We start from the raw sequence: 16220 nt of genomic DNA, 5'->3' as shown, positions 1-16220 counted from the left end.
GCCGGGCCGGCCTGGGGTCGCCGGCCAGGCCCTGCCATGGCTCAATGGTCGGCGCCGACCGGGATCACCGCATTGCCCTTGATACGGGCATAGCGCACGCGCAGGACCTGCGGCAGGCCGGAGAAATTGAAGCCATAGTCGATCTGGTCGCCATTCCACACCCGATCGAACACCCAGCGCTGGCCGCCTTCACCGTCGGGCTCGTAATGCCCTTCCTCGGCGCGCAACAGCAGCAGCGATTCCCCCGGTGCGGGATCGGCCAGGGCGAGAGTGACCCGGGTATCGAACCCGGTGATCAGGAACTCGTCCGGCCCCAGTTGCGCCAGTGCAGCGCCGCCGGTTGGCTGGGTGTTGCCGGCCGGGGGATCGAACCCGAACTGATGCTGGCCAAAGCCGAGCGTCGCCTTGTAGCGCCCAAGCGTGAGTTCACGGGTGTGCTTGGCGGCCGGGTCGATCGGTTCACCCGCGGCGCGCACCAGGCCTTGCGCTCCGGCCTTGGCCCAGACCGACTGCATCGGCGCAAACAGGCGATAGATGCGGGCAAAGCCGTTGAGCGAACCATCGAGCGCGCGGGCGCCGAGCGGATAGTTGAAGTAACCGGTCTGATCCATGCCGAACGGCGAAAAGCCGATCGTGCCCTTGCCCAGCGCATCCCAGAAGAACCGGGCATATTCGGTGGAATTGCCGATTTCGGGCACCATCAGCGGATTATCGGGCCGCCCGTAGAAGCCCAGGTATGCGGCCACGGCCTTTTCATCGTGGTTGTAGATATCGGGTGCCACCAGATCGAGCGCGGGCGCGGCCAGCTTGTAGATGTCGATCACATGGTGGACCGGTCCACCGCTGGAATAAGTGGTGGCCGCCTGTCGGCCGAAAGCCGAGGCGAGGGCGGCATTGGCATACATTGGCAATGCCTTTTCCGCCTTGCCGGCGAGCGCCACGGTGTTGATGTAGCTGGCCACGTACCAGGCCTGGAAATACTCGTCGGCATCGCTGCCAAAGGCCTTGGCCCAGCTTTGCCCGGCCGGCTTACCGTAATGCTTGAGCAGGGTGGCTGGCGCCGGCCCATCGAACAGCTTTTGCGCCTGCGGCGAAAAATCGCGCACATTGCCATAGCTGCCCACTTCGTTTTCCACCTGGACCATGATCACGGTGTTCTGCGGATCGGCTTGGCGCAAATGGCGCATCAGGGTGGCAAAGGCGCGGGTATCGGCCTTGAGCGTTTCGGTGCCGAGCGGGCTCATCGCATAGTGCACCTCGCCCTTGGGGGTGAGCATGTGGGGAAAGCGCGCGGGGTTGAGCTTGACCCACTCGGGGGCATAGGCCGGCGCTGTGTTCTTCCAGGTTGCAAACCACAGCAGGACCAGGCGCTTGTTATGCTGGCGCGCTTCGCCCAGCAGATGGTCGACCCAGGAAAAATCGAACTGGCCTTCGCGCGGCTCGATCTGTTCCCAAGCCACGGGGATTTCAAGGGTGTTGGCCGCCATGGCATCGATCGTGGGCCAGACCTGCTTGAGCGGCGCGGGATAATTGCTGGAGTTGTTGGCTTGCGCCCCCAGCATCAGGAACGGCGCGCCATCGACCACCAGCATCGCACCGGATTTCGTGCGTTCGATATGGGGAAGCGGTGCGGCCGTTTTGCCCTGCGCGATGGCCGGGCATGGCGCGGCCAGTCCTGCGGCCAGCGCGGTTGCCATGGCCAGTGGCAAGGCACGGCGGCATGCGTGGTGGAACAGCCCGAGCGGTGCGGCAAGCGGCATCGTCATCTCCCTGGTGGCAACTGTGGCCTCGCCCTGCGCGGGCAGGATCGTTGTTTGCCCGGCTGCGCCAAAAGCACTTGACAGCCGACGGGTTTGCATGATGGTAGCGCTATCAGAATTTGTCAACGATTGCCCGATGGTTGGGGGAGATAAAATGGACGGGGTTTCGTCAATCACAGCGCTGTTGCCCGACGATTGGGAATCGGGCCGGTTTCTGGGGCGGGTGCAAACGCCGGCCGGGCCCAGCCCCATCCTGGTGCAAGACGGCATTGCCTATGACATGGCAGCCGTGGCGCCGACCGTTTCGCAACTGGTTGAAATGCTGCCGCTCGATCCCGGCGCCGGCATTATGCTGGGCCGGCTCGATGCGCTCGACCTGCCGTTGCTGAGCCCGGTGGACCTGCAATGCGTCAAGGCTTGCGGGGTCACGTTTGCCACCTCCACGCTCGAACGCGTGATCGAGGAACGCGCCCGCGGAGACTCGAGCAAGGCGCTGGAAATTCGCGCCCGCATCGAAGAGCGCGTGGGCGGTTCGATCCGTTCGGTCGTGCCCGGTTCGGCCGAGGCCGAAGCGCTCAAGGCCTTGCTGATCGAAGACGGGCTGTGGTCGCAATACCTGGAAGTGGCGATCGGGCCCTATGCCGAAGTCTTTACCAAGGCACCGGTGCTGGCCACCGTAGGGCCGCTGGCGGCGATCGGCGTGCGCAGCGATTCCACCTGGAACAATCCCGAACCCGAAGTGGTCCTGCTGGTCAACGCCACGGGCACCGTCGTGGGCGCGACGCTGGGCAACGACGTCAACTTGCGCGATATCGAGGGCCGCAGCGCGCTCTTGCTGGGCAAGGCCAAGGACAACAACGCGTCCTGCTCGCTCGGCCCGCTGGTGCGCCTGTTCGACGAGGGGTTTACCCTTGATGACGTGCGCCAGGCCGAAGTGGACCTGGTGATCGAGGGCACCGACGGCTATCGCCTGGAGGGCCATTCGAGCATGAACGAGATCAGCCGCGATCCGCTCGACCTGGTGCGCCAGACCTTGAGCGAGCATCAGTATCCCGATGGCTTTGCCCTGTTCCTGGGCACGCTGTTTGCCCCGGTGCAGGATCGCGACGATCCCGGCCGCGGCTTTACCCACAAAGTGGGCGACGTGGTCACCATCGCCACGCCGCGCCTGGGCAAGCTGGTCAACACCGTCGTCACCTGTCCGCAGGCGGAACCGTGGACCGTGGGCATCGGCGCGTTCTACGCCAACCTGGCCGCGCGGGGCCTGTTGGGGGAAACGGCGTGAGCGGCCTTAACGGAGCAATGAACGGCAGCGACAAGCGCGCGATCTATCCCAGCCTGATGGGCAAGCGCGTGTTCATCAGCGGCGGCGGCAGCGGCATTGGCGAGGGGCTGGTCGAGGCCTTCGTGGCGCAGGGCGCGCATGTGGTATTTTGCGATATTGCGGCCGAACAGGGCATCGCGGTGGCAACGCGCCTGGGCAACAGCCATGCGCCCGCGCCGCTGTTCCTGGAATGTGATTTGCGCGATGCCGAGGCGATTGCCGCCGTGATGCGCGCCGCCGAAGCGCATCTGGGCGGCATCGACGTGGTGATCAACAACGCCGGCAACGATGATCGCCATGCCGTGGAGGAAGTGACGCCCGCCTATTGGGACGAGCGCATGGCGGTCAACCTCAAGCACCAGTTCTTTGTGACGCAGGCCGCCGTGCCGGCGATGAAGCGCGCGGGTGGGGGCGCGGTGATCAACCTGGGGTCGATCAGCTGGCACCTGGGCCTGCCCGATCTGGTGATCTACCAGACCGCCAAGGCCGCGATCGAGGGGCTTACGCGCGGCCTGGCGCGCGAACTGGGCCGCGACAATATCCGCGTGACCGCGATCATTCCCGGCAACGTCAAGACGCCCCGCCAGGAACAGTGGTACACGCCCGAGGGCGAGGCCGAGATCGTCGCGTCGCAGTGCCTGGATGGGCGGCTGGTGCCGGCGGACGTCGCCGCCCTGGCGCTGTTCCTGGCCTCGGACGATGCGCGGCTGATCACGGGTCACGAATATTGGGTGGACGCGGGATGGCGCTGACCATTCCCGGCGCAAAACCAGAGGCAGTCTGGCCGCTGGGCGCCACGCTGGGCGAAGGTCCGGTGTGGGTGGCGCGCGAAAACGCCCGGGATTCGGCCCTGTGGTTCGTCGATATCAAGGCGCCGGCGATCCATCGCTTCGTGCCGGAAACCGGGGCAACCGCCAGTTGGCCGGCGCCCGCGCAAGTGGGCTGGGTGCTGCCCTGCGCCGATGGCACGATGCTGGCCGGCCTGCAAAGCGGGGTGCATCGTTTCGATCCCGCGAGCGGGGCATTCAGCCTGCTCGCGGCCCCCGAAGCGCATCTGCCGGGCAATCGCCTGAACGATGCGACCGTAGCCGCCGATGGCGCGGTGTGGCTGGGTTCGATGGACGATGCCGAAGCGGCCGATACCGGGCGCATCTATCGGCTGCACGGTGCAGCCTGTGCGGACAGCGGCCTGCCACCCGTTTCGATCACCAATGGCCCGGCGTTTTCGCCCGATGGCACCACGCTCTATCACCACGATACGCTGGGCCGCCGCATCTGGGCGAGCACCGTGGCCGATGGCGTGGTCACGGAGACTCGCCTGTTCGCGCAGATCGAGGATGGCGCGGGCTATCCCGATGGGCCGGTGGTGGATGCCGAGGGCTGCCTGTGGGTGGGCCTGTTCGCTGGCTGGGGCGTGCGCCGCTATGACCCGGCGGGTCAATTGATCGGCACCGTTCCATTTCCCGTGGCCAACGTGACCAAGATCGCGTTCGGCGGGCCGGGCTTGCGCACCGCTTATGCCACCACGGCTTCCAAGGGCCTGGGGGCGGCAGAGCGCGCGGCCCAGCCCCTGGCGGGGGCCTTGTTTGCTTTCGACCCCGGCGTTGCCGGGCTGCCCTGCCATCTGGCGCAGGTATAAGAACAAGTGGGAGAGGGAAGGATGACAGATACGGCAGGAGGCGCAGTGAACATGCGCCTGATCGGTGCCATCGTGGCCGTGGCCACGATCGGCGGGTTCATGTTCGGGTACGATTCCGGCGTCATCAACGGCACGCAAAAGGGGCTTGAGGCGGCGTTCGACCTGGGCAAGGTGGGCATCGGCGTGAACGTCGGCGCCATCCTCGTCGGTTCGTCGATCGGGGCCTTCGGGGCCGGGCGTCTGGCCGACAGCATTGGCCGGCGCGGCGTGATGAAGCTGGCGGCGATCCTGTTCCTGGCCAGCGCGCTGCTGGCCGGCGCGGCCGGGTCTTCGGTGATCTTCATCCTCGCGCGCATCGTCGGCGGGCTGGGCGTGGGCGCGGCCAGCGTGATCTCGCCGGTCTATATTTCCGAAGTGGTGCCGGCCAACGTGCGTGGCCGTTTGTCGAGCGTGCAGCAGGTGATGATCATCACCGGGCTGACCGGCGCCTTTGTGGTCAATTACATCCTGGCCCAGGTGGCCGGGGAATCGACCGCGATCCTGTGGGCGGGCCAGCCGGCCTGGCGCTGGATGTTCTGGCTGCAGGCGCTGCCGGCGGCGATCTATTTCCTGGCGCTGCTCGGCATTCCCGAAAGCCCGCGCTACCTGGTGGCCAAGGGCGATGAAGCCGGCGCGCAAGCGGTGCTCACCCGCCTGCTCGGCGCGGCGAGCGCGACGCGCACGGTCGCCGAAATCCGCGACAGCCTGGCGGCTGATCATCACCGTCCCAAGCTGTCTGACCTGATCGACCGCGCCACCGGCCGCATCCGCCCGATCGTGTGGACCGGGATCGGCCTTGCCGTGTTCCAGCAACTCGTCGGCATCAACGTGGTGTTCTATTACGGCGCCACGCTGTGGCAGGCGGTGGGCTTTTCCGAAAGCTATGCCCTGCAGACCAACATCCTGTCGGGCGTGGTCTCCATCGCCGGGTGCCTTGCCACGCTACTGCTGGTCGATCGCATCGGGCGCAAGCCTTTGCTGCTGACCGGCTCGGCCGGCATGGCCGTGACGCTGGGCATCGTCGCCTGGGCCTTTTCCACCGCGGTGCACGGCGCCGATGGCGGCGTGTCGTTGCCCGGCCACAACGGCGTGATCGCGCTGTTTGCCGCCAATGCCTATGTCGTGTTCTTCAACATGAGCTGGGGTCCGATCATGTGGGTCATGCTGGGCGAAATGTTTCCCAACCAGATCCGCGGCTCTGGCCTGGCGGTTTCCGGCTTTGCCCAGTGGATTGCCAATGCGGCGATTTCGGTCAGCTTCCCGGCGCTGGTCGTTTCGCCGGGCCTGGCGATCACCTATTCGTTCTATGCCGCAGCAGCGGCGATCTCGTTCTTCTTCGTGCGCGCCATGGTCAACGAAACCAAGGGCGTGACGCTGGAGCAGATGCAGGGCTGATTGCGCCACGTCGGCCCTGGCCCGTCATGGCGGGTCAGGGCCGGTAGGTGCGCACCAGATCGAGGAACGACTGCACCGCGATATGCTCGATAGAGGGCATGCGCGGCTCGAACGGCTTGCCGTGTCCGGCAAACACGGTCATCCCTTCCATGCTCGCGGAAATGAACAGCGCCACGTCCTCGCGCACGTCAGGGGGCAGATCGGGCCGCATTTCGTCGATGATCGCGCGAAGCGGCGCGCGGGCGCGCACATAGAGCGCGTGCATCAGATCGAACACGAAGGGCTCGTGGTTGGACAGGGCCCAGATCTCGGGAAAGAGATGCGTGGTCTTCTTGGTGCGAATGTCTTCCAGAATGAACAGGCACACGCGGCGCAGGCGGTCTTCGGGAGAGGCACCGGGCATGTGCGCGATGGCCGTGAATTCCACTTCGTAAGAGCGGATCACCGCTTCGAGCAGTTCGCGCACCAGGTCTTCGCGGCTGCGATAGTGGTAGGTGAGGTTGCCGAACTTCATGCCGCAGGCGGTGGCGACTCGACGCATCGACATCGCCGGATAGCCATGCTCGATCAGGATGGTCAGCGCCGTGCGCAGGATCAGTTCGCGCGTCTCCTGCCCCTTGAGATACCCCCCCTCACGCTCTGGCACGATCAGGTCGGTCACCAGGCGTGGTACGCTATCCATTTGATTGTTCATCGTTTCTCCCCGGCTTCGGTCAGGTTGTAACACGCCTTTAAAAATAGGTCACTCGACAAATTTAGGTCAATTGACAGTTTTGTGTCTGAAAGATCATCTTGTGTTGCACAAGGCGAGCCCATCGGCCGCCATGGGGGGACACATGATGCGATCCTTCGCCCTTGCAGCAGGGCTTTCCCTATCGGTTCTGGCGCTTTCGATTGGGGGAAGCGGCACCGCGATTGCCGCGCCGGCTTTTCCCACGCCCTTGCCCGAGGAAACCCTGCCCAGCGTGGCCAAGCTGCCGGCGCAATGGCCGGCAAGCTGGGTGCTGATCCACGATTTCCGTTTCATGTCGATCGTCGACGGGCGAATTGCCGTGGTCGATACCGCCGATCCGGTCAGGCCGCTCAAGGGCCTGGTGCGTGCCGCGCAGTTCGCCAACATGCTGGTTTCGCCCGATCGCGGCGAAATCTACACCGCCGAAACGTTCTATACCCGCCTGTCGCGCGGCGAGCGCACCGACGCGATCACCATCTGGGACATGGCCACGCTCGAACCCAAGGGTGAGATCGTGCTGCCGGGTGGCAAGCGCCAGCAATCGGTCACCTATCCCCACTTGTTCCAGTTCACCAACGGCGGGAAATGGGCGCTGATCGCCAATTTCACCCCGGCGCAATCGGTGACGGTGGTGGACCTGGCGGCGCGCAAGATCCTGAACGAGATCGACCTGCCGGGCTGCGCGCAGATCTATCCCACCGGGGAACGCGGCTTTACCAGCCTGTGCGCCGATGGCTCTGCCTTCAGCGTGACGCTGGACGACAAGGGCGCGGCGGCCAGTTCCAAGACCGTGCTCAAGGTGCAGGACATCGATCGCCAGCCGCTGTTCGGCACGCCGGCGATCGTGGGCAAGACCGCATGGTTCGTGAGCTTTTACGGCATGATCCAGGGCTTTGACCTGTCGGGCGCGGTGATCCGTCCGCTGCCTGGCAGCTTCAGCGTGGGCAGCGCCGAAGGTGGCCAGCCCGAATGGCGCCCGGGCGGCTGGGAAGTGATCCACGCCGATGCCGCCGGCCGGCTCTATGTGCTGATGAGCCCCTATGGCAAGGAAGGCAGCCACAAGGATGGCGGCACCGAAGTCTGGGTGGTGGACCCGGTGAAGAAGGCCCGCGTGCAGCGCATAGCCTTGAAGGGCCAGAGCGTGGCCATTGCCGTGACGCGCGAAGAACAGCCCCATCTGGTGGCCGCGCGCGCCGATGGGGTGGTTGACGTCTATGATGCCGGCACCGGCGCTTTCGTGCGCACGCTGGGGGCCAATGTCGGCGCCAATCCGATCATGATCACGGTGCCGCGATGATGGCGCTCAACCTGTTTTGCGCCATGCTGCTGGCCGGATCGGCCGCGCACAAGGCCTTGGCTCGCGATCGGCTGGCGCCGGTGGCGGCGCGGCTGGCGGGTACGAGCGCCGCGCTTGGACCCGTGGTTCTGCTGCTCGCCGGTGCTGGCGAGATGGCCGCCGCCGTGTTCCTGGTAACCTCGCCGCTCCACGCCGTGGGCGCGCTGCTCGCGGCCGCGATCTGGGCGGCCTATGCCATCGCGCTGTGGCGCAAGCGCGGGCAGACACTCGATTGCGGGTGTGACCTGGCCGCCCGCGCCAAGCCGGTGAGTGCCGCCATCGTGGCGCGCGCGGCGGCGCTGAGCGCGCTGGCCCTCATCCTTTCCACCCTGCCGGCAGCGCCGTTCACGCTTGATGCGCCGTTCGCCGCTGCCGGCTTTTTGGCTTTGTACCTGGGCTTGAGCGAATTGCTCGCCACGCCCCGCCCTGCATGGAGGACCGCGTGATGCTGACCAGCCAGATCCTGTTGTGGACCGCCGTGATTATCCAGGCGCTGCTGATTGCCGCGCTCGCCCGCCAGGTGGGCGTGCTGCACGAACGCATTGCCCCGGCCGGCGCGCTCACGCTGCACCAGACCGTGGCCGTGGGTGAAAAGGCGACGCCGATGACGCTGGCCGATGTGGATGGCGCCCCGGTGGCCATCGGTGGCACGCGCCAGGGGCGCAGCCAGCTGCTGTTCTTCGCTTCGCCCGAATGCCCGATGTGCAAGTCCCTGCTGCCGGTGCTGCGCAGTTCGGCGCGGGCCGAGGCCAGCTGGCTTGACGTGGTGGTGGCCGGCGATGGCAGCAAGAGCGCCTATCGCGCCATGGCGCGCGAGCACGGCCTCGACGCGCTGCCGATGGTCTTGAGCGAAGCGCTGGGCCGCGCGTTCGGCGTCGCCAAGCTGCCCTATGCCGTGCTGCTGGACGAAGAGGGGCGCGTTGCCTCGCTCGGCCTCATCAACAGCCGCGAACATCTTGAAAGCCTGTTCGAAGCCAAGGAGCGGGGCGTCGCCTCGATCCAGGACTTCCTCGCCCGCCGCCACAAGGAGGCCTGAGCCATGCGGTTCGACAAGTTGACCGAAACGTTCTCCCGCCGCGTGGCGCGCGGCACCAGCCGCCGTTCGCTGTTGGCCCTGCTGGGCGCGGGCATGACCGGGGCCGCCGCCTTTCCGGTGCTGCCGGTGGCGCGCGCGGCCAGTAGTGAAGGGGGACACGGTGCCCATCCCGGCGGCCCGGCGCGGCCGGCGATGGCCAGCGGGCTGGAACAGGACCCGGGCGACCAGGCGAGCTGCGATTACTGGCGCTATTGCGCGATCGACGGGTTCCTCTGTTCGTGCTGCGGCGGCAGCGTCAACACCTGCCCGCCGGGCACGGAAATGAGCCCGATCACCTGGATCGGCACGTGCACCAACCCGGCCGATGGCCGCGCCTATGTGATCAGCTACAACGATTGTTGCGGCACATCCTCGTGCGGGCAGTGCCTGTGCAACCGCAACGAGGGCGACCGGCCGCAAGTGCGCCCGCAGTCCAACAACGACTACAACTGGTGCCTGGGGTCGCAAAGCAGCGTCTACAACTGTTCGGTCGCGGCCGTGATCGGCGTGGCGCTGGAGAAAACCAAGTGAGGCGCGGGGCGATCCTGGCGGCGGCGGCCGCGCTGGGCGGCGTGGCGCTGATCGGCGCCTATCCCTTGCGGGCCGCGCCCGATGGCGCCGCCGTCTTTGCCCGCTGCGCCGCGTGCCACACCCGTACCGGGGCCGGCGTGCCGGGGGCCTATCCCCCGCTCGGGGCCGATTTCCGCAGCCTGGCGGCCAAGGATGCCGGGCGGCGCTATATCGTGCTGGCCGTCACGCGCGGGCTGATGGGGCCGATCACCGTGGAAGGCAAGCCCTATGCCGGGGTGATGCCGGCGCAGGGCGGGCTGGACGATGGCGCCGTGGCCGCCGTGCTCAACCACGTCGGCACGCAAGTGGCCAAGGCCGGTCCGGCATTCCGCCCGTTTGCCGCCGAGGAAGTGGGCAAGCTGCGGCAAAGCGGGGCGGGCCTGGCCCCGGCCGACGTGGCGAGGCTGCACGCCGGGGCTGGCGGCAAATGAAGGCTCGGCCGCTTGCCCTGGTGCTTGTGGCCGGCAGTCTTGCGGCCACGCTGGCCACCGTTTCCACCCGCGCATCACCGGTGCCGGCAATGCGCGGCGTGGCCGATCCGGTGCAGGCGCGGACCGATTACCAGTTGAAATGCCAGGGTTGCCACCGCCCCGATGGCAGCGGCGACGGGGTTTCCAACCCGCCCATGCAGGGCGTGGTAGCCCAGTTCCTGGGCGTGCCGGGCGGGCGCGATTTTATTGCCCGCGTGCCCGGCGTTGCCACCACCGATTTGGATGACCGGCGCCTCGCCAATCTGGTCAACTGGACGCTCTACACCTTTGATGCGCGGCACATGCCTGCCGATTTCCGGCCCTATACCGCGCGCGAACTCGGCGCACTGCGCCAACATCCCCTTCGGCTTGAGCGTGCCGCGACGAGAGCGCGCCTGGTCGAGGGCTTTACCACCAAGCAGGACTGAACAGGGAACCAACCAGCGGAGGGAAGTCCATGAGGAAGCACGTTTTCGGCGGGGTGGCATTGGCCGCGATCGCCATGGCAGACCCCGTGCAAGCACAAACGGCGCCACAACCCCAGGATGCCGCTGCGGCGCCGGGCGAAATCGTGGTGACGGCGGCCAAGCGATCGGAAAACCTGCAATCGGTGCCGATTTCGGTTTCAGCCGTTGGCGGCGATCAGCTGGCCAAATCGCGTATCACCAATGTGGATAGCCTGGTGACCAAAGTGGCCAACCTGCAGTTGACCAGCATCGTGGGGGACAACACGCCGATCTTTGCCCTGCGCGGCGTTTCGATGTCGGACTACAGCCTCAATCAGTCCAGCCCCGTGGCGACCTATTACGACGAAGTCTACAAGGGCAACTTCGCGTTCCTGGGCGTGGCGATGTACGACCTGGAACGGGTGGAAGTGCTGCGCGGGCCGCAGGGCACGCTCTATGGCAAGAACACCACCGGCGGGGCGGTGAACATCATCAGCCGCGATGCCAAGCTCAATGACACCAGCGGCTATTTCAACGCCGGCTATGGCAATTACAACCGGGTGGACCTGAACGGCGCGGTCAATGTGCCGCTGGGCGACAAGGCCGCGCTGCGCGTGGCGGGCACGTTCGCCCGTGCCGATGGCTGGTTCAAGAACGTGGTGCCCGGCATGCCGGACCTGGCGGAAACGCGCGAATGGGCGGTGCGCGGCACTTTGAAGTGGGAGCCGCGCGATGGCGTGCGCTTTACCTTGCGCGCGTCGCACTCGTTCCAGAACCCGCACAACTATGGCATCTATGCCCAGCCCGAGGCGAGCAACCGGGCCGGGCTTTCCACCTGGCAGATCGCTAGCGACGTGGCGACGCGGCGCCGCGCGGTGACCAATTCGGTGGCGCTGACCGCCAATATCGATCTTACCGATGCGCTCGCGCTGACCAGCATCACGAGCTATGACGCCGGCACGCTGTTCTTTCGCGAGGATACCGACGGCACGGCCACGCGCCTGCTGGAAATTCCCTATTACGACAAGGCCAGCCAGTTTGCCCAGGACTTGCGCCTGACCAGCAATTTCGGCGGACCGTTCGATTTCATCCTTGGCGTCTATTTCAACCGCGAGAAAGTGTTCAACAGCACCTCGTTCGAAATCGCCACGGATGACGACGTGAACGGCGATGGCGCGATTACCGCCGCCGATTGCGCTGACGGTTTCCCGCTGGCCTGCAAGGTGAGCAACCGGTTCGACCAAGTGAAGAAGAGCGTCGCGCTCTACAGCGACCTCAAGTACAAGCTGACCGATGCGCTGACCTTGCGCGGCGGCCTGCGCTTTACCCACGATACCGGCTCGCAAAGCGGCTTCACGTCGAACGCCTATGGCTATGACGACGTGCTGGTCATGAACCTCATTCCCAATTCCACCCTGCGCTTCAAGACCGATAACCTGTCCGGCAAGATCGGGCTGGATTACAAGCTGGCGAGCGGCGCGCTGCTCTATGCCAGCGTCAGCCGGGGCTACCGCGCGCCCAGTTTCAACGCCCAGGCCTTCTTCGATCCCAGCGAATTGAGCGTGGCCAAGGCCGAGCAGGTGACGTCCTATGAAGTGGGCGCCAAGACGCGGGCGTGGGACCGGCGCATTACGCTCAACATGGCGGCGTTCTATTACGACTATCGCAACCAGCAGTTCATCAACGTCGATCCCAGCACGGCCGCGCAGACCCTGCTCAACATTCCCAAGAGCCGGATCTATGGCGCCGAAGCCGAATTGAGCGTGCGCGCCAGCGATGCGCTTTCGCTGCGCGCCGGGTTGGGGCTGCTGTCTGCCCGCATCCAGAAAGGAACGGTCAGCGGCACGGATGTGGCCGGGCGCAAGCTGTCCAACGCGCCGGACCTGACGTTCAACGCGGGGATCGACCTGACGGTGGCCAAGGGCGGTTGGGGCGCGGTGTCGCTGCATCCCGAAGTGGCCTATCAATCGAGCCAATATTTCGAGGTGATCAACATCGCCCGGCTCGAACAGAAGGGCTATGCCCTGGTGAGCGGGCATATCGACTGGGAAAGCGCGGATGGGCGCTATTCCGCGTCGGCCTGGGCCAAGAACCTGGGCAACAAGCTCTATTTCACCTCGCGCGTCGATCTGCTGGCGGGGTTCGGGTTCGATTACAACCATATCGGCAATCCGCGCACCTACGGTGTGACGGTGGGCGCCAAGTTCTGATAGACTGCGGGCCGGGCGAAGGTGACGCAAGAGCGCCCGCCTGGTCAACGCGACAAGCGATGACGGAGAGAGCGATGCCTGAGATGAAAATGCTGATCGGCGGCGCCCTGGTGGCGGGCGACATGACGATGGACGTGATCAACCCGGCCACGGGGGAAGCCTTCCTCACCGTGCCGCGCGCCAGCGTGGCGCAGGCCGATGCCGCGATCGCGGCGGCCAAGGCGGCGCAGCCGGCCTGGGGCGCCACGCCGCTGGCCACGCGGCAGCAGGTGCTGCTCGATCTGGCCGATGCCATCGGCGCGCGGGCCGATGAATTTGCCCGCCTCTTGACGCAGGAACAGGGCAAACCCCTGCCCGAGGCGCAGGGCGAAGTGGCCTGGACGCAGGGCTTCCTGCGCCACTATGCCACGCTGGGCCTGGAAGATCGGGTCATCCAGGACGATGCCGCCGGGCATATCGTTGTCAAGCACCGGCCCCTGGGCGTGGTGGTGGGGATCATCGCGTGGAATTTCCCGCTGCTGGTGGCGCTGTGGAAGATCGGCCCGGCGACGCTGGCGGGCAATGCCATCGTGCTCAAGCCCGCACCCACCACGCCGGCCAGCGCGCTGCTGCTGGGCGAAATCTGTGCGCAGGTATTTCCCGCCGGCGTGGTCAACGTGATCACCGATGCCAATGACCTGGGACCGCATCTGACGGCGCATCCCGACGTGGCCAAGATCGGCTTCACCGGATCGACCGCCACGGGCAAGCGCATTGCCGCCAACGGGGCCGACACGCTCAAGCGCGTGACGCTGGAACTGGGCGGCAACGACCCGGCCATCGTGCTGGACGATGTTGACGTGCGCGAGACGGCCAAGGCGATCTTTGCCAATGCCTTCCTCAATTGCGGGCAAGTGTGCCTGGCAATCAAGCGCGCCTATGTCCACGCCGATATCTATGATGCCATGGCCGCCGAACTCGCCCGCCTGGCGCAAGAGGCCGTGGTGGGCGACGGGCTGGAGCAGGGCACCCAGATCGGCCCGATTCAGAACGCGATGCAGTTCGACAAGATCAAGGGTTTCCTCGATAGCGCGCGCGCCGATGGCGTCATTATTGCCGGGGGCGCGGCGATGGAACGCGCCGGCTATTTCATCGCGCCCACGATCGTGCGCGATGTGACCGACGGGATGAAGATCGTGGACGAGGAGCAGTTCGGCCCGATCCTGCCGCTGGTGAAATTCGATGACGTGGAAGACGTGATCGCGCGCGCCAATGCCAGCGACTATGGCCTGGGCGGCTCGGTCTGGTCGGCCGATGTGGGCCGCGCCGCCGATATCGCCGCGCGGATCGACAGCGGGCAGGTGTGGGTGAACCAGCACCTGGCGATCGGCCCGCACATTCCCATGGCCGGCTTCAAGCAATCGGGCCTGGGCGTGGAGCAGGGCGTGGAAGGCCTGGCCGAATATGCCCAGGTGCAAGTGGTGAACATCAAGCGATGAGCGCGCTATCCCATGCCGTGGGGCCGACCGACGAGCCCCTGCTGAACCTGACCATCGGGCAGGCGCTGCGCCGCGCTGGGCAGGAATGGGCTGATGGCCTGGCGCTGGTTTCGCGCCACCAGGGCCTGCGCTGGACCTGGGCAGAGCTGGACGCCGAAGTGGACCAGGTGGCCACCGGCCTGTTGGCGCTGGGCATTGCCAAGGGCGATCGGGTGGGCATCTGGGCACCCAATGGCGCGGAATGGACGGTGATCCAGTTTGCCACCGCGCGGATCGGCGCGATCCTGGTGACGATCAACCCGGCCTATCGCACCAGCGAGGTGGAATACGCGCTCAACAAGGTGGGCTGTCGCCTGCTGGTGCTGGCGCCCCGGTTCAAGAGCAGCGACTATGTGGCGATGCTGCGCGAACTGGGGCCGGAGCGCCTGCCGTCCCTGGAACATAAAGTGGCGCTGGGCGCTGAAGCATTCGATGGCTTCCTGCCCTGGCAGGCCCTGCGGGCAGAGGCGGACCGGGCGGCGCTCGACCTGGCCGAGGCCGAGCTCGATCCGCACGATGCGATCAACATCCAGTTTACCAGCGGCACTACCGGCTTTCCCAAGGGCGCCACGCTGACGCATCACAACATCCTGAACAATGGCCTGTTCAGCGGTCGCACCATGGGCCTGGGGCCGGCAGACCGGCTGTGCATTCCGGTGCCGCTGTACCATTGCTTTGGCATGGTGCTGGGCAATCTGGCGGCGCTGACCAGTGGGGCGGCGATGGTCTATCCAGGCGAAGCGTTCGATCCGCGCCTGGTGCTGGAGGCGGTGAGCGCCGAAGGCTGCACCGCACTGCACGGCGTGCCCACGATGTTCATCGGCGTGCTCGCCCAGCTGGAGGCAGGCACCTATGACGTTTCCACCCTGCGTACCGGGATCATGGCCGGATCGCCGTGCCCGGTCAGCGTGATGCGCGCGGTGATGGAGCGGCTCAATATGGCCGAAGTCACCATCGGCTATGGCATGACCGAAACTAGCCCGCTGACCACCCAGACGGCGCGGACCGATCCGGTGGCAGAGCGCGTGGAAACCGTGGGCCGCGTGCATCCCCATGCCCAGGCCAAGATCGTGGACAGCGATGGCGCCGTGGTGCCCGTGGGCGTGCAGGGCGAATATTGCTCGCGCGGCTATGCGGTGATGCGCGGCTATTGGGGCGATCCGCAAAAGACCGCCGAGGCGATCGACGCCGATGGCTGGATGCATTCGGGCGACCTCGCCACGATGGACGCCCAGGGCTATATCCGCATCACCGGGCGCATCAAGGACATGATCATTCGCGGCGGGGAAAACATCTACCCGCGCGAGATCGAGGAATTTCTCCTCAGCCATCCCGAAGTGCTCGACGCGCAGGTCTTTGGCGTGGCGGATGACCGGTTCGGCGAGGCAGTGTGTGCCTGGATCATCCCGCGTCCGGGGGCAACGATCGACGAAGCCGCCGTGCGCGCGCATTGCCAAGGCCGCATTGCCCATTTCAAGGTGCCTGCGCATATCCGCATCGTCGAACGCTTTGCCATGACGGTGACGGGCAAGGCGCAGAAATTCGAGATGCGCAAGATCATGGAGGCGCAGTTGCGCGGTGTCGAGGCCAACCCGGCTTAGGTCGTGAACGCATAAATGGCGCCCCCGAGGTTTGAGGCCAAAGGCCCCGTCGCGAGGAGAAAGCGCGCAGGAATATCTTACATATTTCAAGTGCTTTCGACGCTG

At 66.0% G+C, this 16220-nt stretch carries 15 protein-coding genes; 13 read left to right on the top strand and 2 right to left on the bottom strand.

Annotated features, from left to right (window positions below):
* Window positions 1-41: 41 nt before the first annotated feature.
* Entirely contained in the window at window positions 42-1760 is a 1719-nt protein-coding gene (locus FHT19_RS10315) for a DUF5597 domain-containing protein (RefSeq protein ID WP_211184903.1), read from the bottom strand.
* A 154-nt stretch (window positions 1761-1914) separates the two neighbouring features.
* Between FHT19_RS10315 and FHT19_RS10310 the strand changes: the two genes are divergently transcribed.
* From FHT19_RS10310 to FHT19_RS10295, 4 genes are read left to right on the top strand one after another with little or no spacing between them, the layout of a single operon-like run.
* A complete protein-coding gene (locus FHT19_RS10310) occupies window positions 1915-3045 on the top strand; it encodes a fumarylacetoacetate hydrolase family protein (protein WP_169475060.1) in 1131 nt (376 codons plus the stop codon).
* 17 nt (window positions 3046-3062) lie between these two features.
* The gene (locus FHT19_RS10305) at window positions 3063-3836 is read left to right on the top strand and encodes an SDR family oxidoreductase (protein WP_168557305.1); all 774 of its coding nucleotides are present in this window, start codon (window positions 3063-3065) and stop codon (window positions 3834-3836) included.
* Window positions 3827-4723: an SMP-30/gluconolactonase/LRE family protein gene (locus FHT19_RS10300; protein WP_211184904.1), complete on the top strand. Its 897-nt coding sequence runs from the start codon at window positions 3827-3829 to the stop codon at window positions 4721-4723. The genes FHT19_RS10305 and FHT19_RS10300 overlap by 10 nt, the downstream gene beginning before the upstream one ends.
* A 21-nt stretch (window positions 4724-4744) precedes the next feature.
* On the top strand, window positions 4745-6157 hold the full coding sequence (locus tag FHT19_RS10295) for a sugar porter family MFS transporter (RefSeq protein ID WP_168557162.1): 1413 nt from the start codon (window positions 4745-4747) through the stop codon (window positions 6155-6157).
* 34 nt (window positions 6158-6191) lie between these two features.
* On the opposite strand, the gene FHT19_RS10290 is transcribed toward FHT19_RS10295, so the two are convergent.
* On the bottom strand, window positions 6192-6851 hold the full coding sequence (locus FHT19_RS10290) for a TetR/AcrR family transcriptional regulator (protein WP_248290392.1): 660 nt from the start codon (window positions 6849-6851) through the stop codon (window positions 6192-6194).
* Window positions 6852-6993: 142 nt separating this feature from the next.
* On the opposite strand from FHT19_RS10290, the gene FHT19_RS10285 reads away from it, so the two are divergent.
* From FHT19_RS10285 to FHT19_RS10245, 9 genes are all read left to right on the top strand, one after another.
* The gene (locus FHT19_RS10285; protein WP_248290391.1) at window positions 6994-8187 is read left to right on the top strand and encodes an amine dehydrogenase large subunit; all 1194 of its coding nucleotides are present in this window, start codon (window positions 6994-6996) and stop codon (window positions 8185-8187) included.
* On the top strand, window positions 8184-8672 hold the full coding sequence (locus FHT19_RS10280; RefSeq protein WP_169475059.1) for a MauE/DoxX family redox-associated membrane protein: 489 nt from the start codon (window positions 8184-8186) through the stop codon (window positions 8670-8672). The genes FHT19_RS10285 and FHT19_RS10280 overlap by 4 nt, the downstream gene beginning before the upstream one ends.
* The gene (locus FHT19_RS10275) at window positions 8672-9262 is read left to right on the top strand and encodes a redoxin family protein (RefSeq protein WP_248290448.1); all 591 of its coding nucleotides are present in this window, start codon (window positions 8672-8674) and stop codon (window positions 9260-9262) included. The genes FHT19_RS10280 and FHT19_RS10275 overlap by 1 nt, the downstream gene beginning before the upstream one ends.
* Before the next feature lie 3 nt (window positions 9263-9265).
* Entirely contained in the window at window positions 9266-9832 is a 567-nt protein-coding gene (locus FHT19_RS10270) for a methylamine dehydrogenase light chain (RefSeq protein WP_168557159.1), read from the top strand.
* A complete protein-coding gene (locus tag FHT19_RS10265; RefSeq protein WP_248290390.1) occupies window positions 9829-10302 on the top strand; it encodes a cytochrome c in 474 nt (157 codons plus the stop codon). The genes FHT19_RS10270 and FHT19_RS10265 overlap by 4 nt, the downstream gene beginning before the upstream one ends.
* Complete coding sequence (locus FHT19_RS10260; protein ID WP_169475057.1) at window positions 10299-10769, top strand: cytochrome C; 471 nt, start codon at window positions 10299-10301, stop codon at window positions 10767-10769. Before FHT19_RS10265 ends, FHT19_RS10260 begins: the two co-directional genes overlap by 4 nt.
* Before the next feature lie 29 nt (window positions 10770-10798).
* Complete coding sequence (locus tag FHT19_RS10255) at window positions 10799-12997, top strand: TonB-dependent receptor (RefSeq protein WP_169475056.1); 2199 nt, start codon at window positions 10799-10801, stop codon at window positions 12995-12997.
* A gap of 74 nt (window positions 12998-13071) precedes the next feature.
* Window positions 13072-14475 (top strand): aldehyde dehydrogenase family protein, encoded by a 1404-nt coding sequence (locus tag FHT19_RS10250; protein ID WP_169475055.1) that lies wholly within the window; start codon window positions 13072-13074, stop codon window positions 14473-14475.
* Window positions 14472-16115 (top strand): AMP-binding protein, encoded by a 1644-nt coding sequence (locus FHT19_RS10245; protein ID WP_169475054.1) that lies wholly within the window; start codon window positions 14472-14474, stop codon window positions 16113-16115. The genes FHT19_RS10250 and FHT19_RS10245 overlap by 4 nt, the downstream gene beginning before the upstream one ends.
* Window positions 16116-16220: the final 105 nt, after the last annotated feature.

Source organism: Novosphingobium sp. SG919 (assembly GCF_012932495.1).
In the GTDB taxonomy this organism is placed as follows: Bacteria; Pseudomonadota; Alphaproteobacteria; order Sphingomonadales; family Sphingomonadaceae; genus Novosphingobium; species Novosphingobium rhizosphaerae.
Note: the sequence above shows the minus strand (reverse complement) of the source record. Positions and strands in the feature narration are given on the sequence as shown.

What these genes read in the sequence shown, in the direction of transcription:
- FHT19_RS10275 (WP_248290448.1), top strand. Translation starts at nt 8,672, where the DNA reads ATGCTGACCAGCCAGATCCTGTTGTGGACCGCCGTGATTATCCAGGCG.
- FHT19_RS10270 (WP_168557159.1), top strand. Translation starts at nt 9,266, where the DNA reads ATGCGGTTCGACAAGTTGACCGAAACGTTCTCCCGCCGCGTGGCGCGC.
- FHT19_RS10290 (WP_248290392.1), bottom strand. Translation starts at nt 6,851, where the DNA reads ATGAACAATCAAATGGATAGCGTACCACGCCTGGTGACCGACCTGATC.
- FHT19_RS10310 (WP_169475060.1), top strand. Translation starts at nt 1,915, where the DNA reads ATGGACGGGGTTTCGTCAATCACAGCGCTGTTGCCCGACGATTGGGAA.
- FHT19_RS10305 (WP_168557305.1), top strand. Translation starts at nt 3,063, where the DNA reads ATGAACGGCAGCGACAAGCGCGCGATCTATCCCAGCCTGATGGGCAAG.
- FHT19_RS10250 (WP_169475055.1), top strand. Translation starts at nt 13,072, where the DNA reads ATGCCTGAGATGAAAATGCTGATCGGCGGCGCCCTGGTGGCGGGCGAC.
- FHT19_RS10245 (WP_169475054.1), top strand. Translation starts at nt 14,472, where the DNA reads ATGAGCGCGCTATCCCATGCCGTGGGGCCGACCGACGAGCCCCTGCTG.
- FHT19_RS10260 (WP_169475057.1), top strand. Translation starts at nt 10,299, where the DNA reads ATGAAGGCTCGGCCGCTTGCCCTGGTGCTTGTGGCCGGCAGTCTTGCG.
- FHT19_RS10295 (WP_168557162.1), top strand. Translation starts at nt 4,745, where the DNA reads ATGACAGATACGGCAGGAGGCGCAGTGAACATGCGCCTGATCGGTGCC.
- FHT19_RS10285 (WP_248290391.1), top strand. Translation starts at nt 6,994, where the DNA reads ATGATGCGATCCTTCGCCCTTGCAGCAGGGCTTTCCCTATCGGTTCTG.
- FHT19_RS10300 (WP_211184904.1), top strand. Translation starts at nt 3,827, where the DNA reads ATGGCGCTGACCATTCCCGGCGCAAAACCAGAGGCAGTCTGGCCGCTG.
- FHT19_RS10255 (WP_169475056.1), top strand. Translation starts at nt 10,799, where the DNA reads ATGAGGAAGCACGTTTTCGGCGGGGTGGCATTGGCCGCGATCGCCATG.
- FHT19_RS10280 (WP_169475059.1), top strand. Translation starts at nt 8,184, where the DNA reads ATGATGGCGCTCAACCTGTTTTGCGCCATGCTGCTGGCCGGATCGGCC.
- FHT19_RS10315 (WP_211184903.1), bottom strand. Translation starts at nt 1,760, where the DNA reads ATGCCGCTTGCCGCACCGCTCGGGCTGTTCCACCACGCATGCCGCCGT.